Origin of the sequence: Mesorhizobium sp. M2A.F.Ca.ET.039.01.1.1, from assembly GCF_003998035.1 — a bacterium.
Taxonomy (GTDB): Bacteria; Pseudomonadota; Alphaproteobacteria; order Rhizobiales; family Rhizobiaceae; genus Mesorhizobium.
The window spans coordinates 1-3181 of the sequence record NZ_RZRY01000702.1; the positions used below are offsets into that span (position 1 = coordinate 1).

The window sequence follows — 3181 nt, forward strand, 5'->3', positions numbered from 1 at the left end:
AACAAAACGAAGCCGCTCATCCATGATGCCAGTCTCTCGCCAAACCATCGCCGGTCCTCCCGGCTGGCAAGAAAACTGTCACCCATCTAATCGGTCCATTCTGTTACCTATCTATCCGGTTCGGACACGGCCAGCCCCTTCGCCCCGTTTACGGGGAGAAGGTGCCCGAAGGGCGGATGAGGGGCAGCGCCAACGTCGCCGATTGGATAGGTTTCAGCGTGCCGTCCCGTATAGCAATCCTTTGGGATCGATCTGTGGCTTTCTGCCGGCGACGACATCCGCCAGGAATTGCCCCGAGCCGCAGGCCATCGTCCAGCCGACATGACCGTGGCCGGTGTCGAGATAGAGGTTGCGGTATTTCGCCTGGCCGATCACGGGAACCGAGTTCGGCATCATCGGCCGCAATCCCGCCCACAGCACGGCTTTCTTCTCGTCGAAGGCTCCCGGGAAAAGATCCTTGCCGGTTTCCAGGATGGTCCTGAAATCGCTGGGCTTGAAGCTGCGGTCGAAGCCGGTGAACTCGGCCGTCGAGGACATGCGCAGGCGATTGCCGAGCCTCGAATAGCCGATCAGCCGGTCCTCGTCGGCGCCGCCCATGGTCGGGCCCTTGCTTTCGTCCTCCAAGGGAATCGTCGCGGTGTAGCCCTTCACCGGATAGACCGGCAGGTCGATGCCGTAGCGGCGGCCGAGCAGACCGCTTTCCGGTCCCATGGAGATGACGACGGCGTCGCCGGTGACCGGGCCGGCCGAGGTCATGACGGCGCGCGCCCGGTCGCCCTCGATGTCGAGGCCCTGGATTGTCGTGCCGAACAGGAATTTCACGCCGAGCTTCTCGGCGGCATGGGCGGCGAGCCTGTCGGTGAACTGCTTGGAATCGCCGGTCTGGTCGATCGGCGAATAGACGCCGCCGGCGATCTTTTCCTTCACGCCGGCCAGGCCCGGTTCCAGCTCGATCAGGCGCTCGCGACCGACGATCTCGATCGGCAGACCGTGCTCGCCGAGATAGCGGTAATTGTCGATGCCGGTGTCGAGGCTCTTCTGCGAGCGGAAGAAATAGAGGATGCCCTTCCTGCGCTCGTCGTAGTGGATGCCGGTCTCCTCCGACAGTTGATTGATGCACGCGCGGGAATGCAGCGCGAGCCTGAGCTTGATGTCGGTGTTGGCGCGCAGCCGCTTCACGGTGCATTCGCGCAGGAAGCGCAGGCTCCAGGCATAGAAATAGGGATCGAGGCGGAGTCTCACCTTGATGCCGAGATCGTGGTTCCAAAGCGCGCGCAGGAAGGTCTTCAGCGCGGCGGGCGAAGCCCAGGCGGTGGCGTCGCCGGGCGACACCAGGCCGGCATTCGACTGGCTGGTGCCTCGGGCCGCCGCCTCGTGGCGCTCGATCACCGTCACCTCGTGACCGTCCTTGGCCAGATAATAGGCGGCCGCCGTGCCAACCACGCCGGCGCCGAGAACCAGGATCTTCATGCCGTCCCCTCAAGCATCATGGCGGCGGCACACCCGGAGGGCACCGCCGCATGAGGCTCAATACCGCTTCCAAAGGCGCCGGACGAGCCCTAGGCCCAACAGCTGGACTTTTTGTCTTGACCCAATTCCGGACGGAAAACCGCTACACACTTTTCCTGGAATTGCTTAGCTTCTCACGGAATTCTTGCCCGTCAGGATGCGTTCCCAGGCCAGGGCGTCGTTGACGATCAGGTCGAGATCGTCGCGTTGCGGCGTCCAGCCGAGCTCCTTGCGGGCAAGCTCGGAATTGGCGACCACGGCGGCGGCGTCGCCGGGCCGGCGATCGCCCATGCGGACATCGAAGTCATGGCCGAAGGCGCGGCGCACGCTGTCGATTACCTCGAGCACGGAATAGCCGTGGCTGTAACCGCAATTGGCGACGAGGCTGGCGCCGCCAGCGCGCAGCCGCTGCAGCGCCAGCCGGTGCGCGGCGGCGAGATCGCTGACATGGATATAATCGCGCATGCAGGTGCCGTCCGGCGTCGGATAGTCGGTACCGAAGACCTGCATGAAGGGGCGCTTGCCGAGCGCGGTCTCGCAGGCAACCTTGATCAGATGCGTGGCGCCGGGCGTCGACTGTCCGGTGCGGCCCTTTGGATCGGCGCCGGCGACGTTGAAATAGCGCAGCGCCGTGTAACGGATGTCGTGCGCCAGCGCCGCGTCGCGCAGCATCCATTCGCTCATCAGCTTGGAGAGGCCATAGGGTGATTCCGGCGCCAGGCGGGCATCCTCGCGCACCGGCTCCAGCCCGGCGCCGCCATAGACGGCGGCGGTGGAAGAGAAGATGAAATGCGGCACGCCCTCGCGGACGGCCGTCTCGATCAGCGTGCGGGTCTTGCAGGTGTTGTTCTCGTAATAGCCGAGCGGATCGGCGACGGATTCCGGCACCACGATCGAGCCGGCGAAGTGGATGATGGCGTCGACCTTGTTTTCGCGGATGATCCGGCCGACCAGGTCTCGGTCGGCGACGTCGCCGACGACGAGCTTTGCTTCCGGGGCCACCGCCCATTCGAAGCCGGTGGAAAGCCGGTCGAGCACCACGACACTCTCGCCGGCGTCCAGCAACTCCCAGACCATATGGCTGCCGATATAACCGGCACCGCCCGTCACCAAAACCGTCATCTTCTACCTCGCTGATCAAGATTTATCGGAAACTGTCTCAACAGCCACCGTGCTGGAAACCCCGCCGCAAGCCCGTTAAAGTCCATGTCGTTCCCCCAAAACCGCTGTACACGTTTGGGCGATATGCATTGGCCTCCCTCTAACGTTAAGTCGGTAACAGTTCCTCCCGTCCGAGGCATCGTACTGAAACAAATCTGCTTCAAACAGCTGGGAATAGGCCACGATCCGGCATCGTTAGGAACAGGGTAAAGGCGTGGCATTTTGACCGGTTGGGTCCGGTGGACGCGGCATGGGGCAGCCACTATGATCCGGCCGAAAATTGGGAAGTCGACATGAATTACCAGCGGTTCTTCGAGGATGCGATCGACCAGCTCCACGCGGAGCGGCGCTACCGCGTCTTCGCCGACCTCGAGCGCATGGTGGGCAAGTTCCCGCGCGCCATCTGGCGTTCCAACGGCCGCGCCCAGGAAATCACCGTCTGGTGCTCCAACGACTATCTCGGCATGGGCCAGAACGAGGATGTGATTGCCGCCTTCCAGACCGCGGCCGG

Annotated in this window: 2 protein-coding genes and 1 pseudogene; 1 reads left to right on the forward strand and 2 read right to left on the reverse strand. The window is 63.6% G+C overall.

Annotation, left to right across the window (positions count from 1 at the left end):
• Positions 1-213 precede the first annotated feature (213 nt).
• Complete coding sequence (locus tag EOA24_RS32125) at positions 214-1470, reverse strand: D-amino acid dehydrogenase (protein WP_126079325.1); 1257 nt, start codon at positions 1468-1470, stop codon at positions 214-216.
• Positions 1471-1635: 165 nt separating this feature from the next.
• Entirely contained in the window at positions 1636-2631 is a 996-nt protein-coding gene (gene galE / locus EOA24_RS32130; RefSeq protein ID WP_126079326.1) for a UDP-glucose 4-epimerase GalE, read from the reverse strand.
• A 332-nt stretch (positions 2632-2963) separates the two neighbouring features.
• Between galE and EOA24_RS32135 the strand changes: the two are divergent.
• Positions 2964-3181: pseudogene (locus EOA24_RS32135) on the forward strand (5-aminolevulinate synthase); the annotation flags it as partial.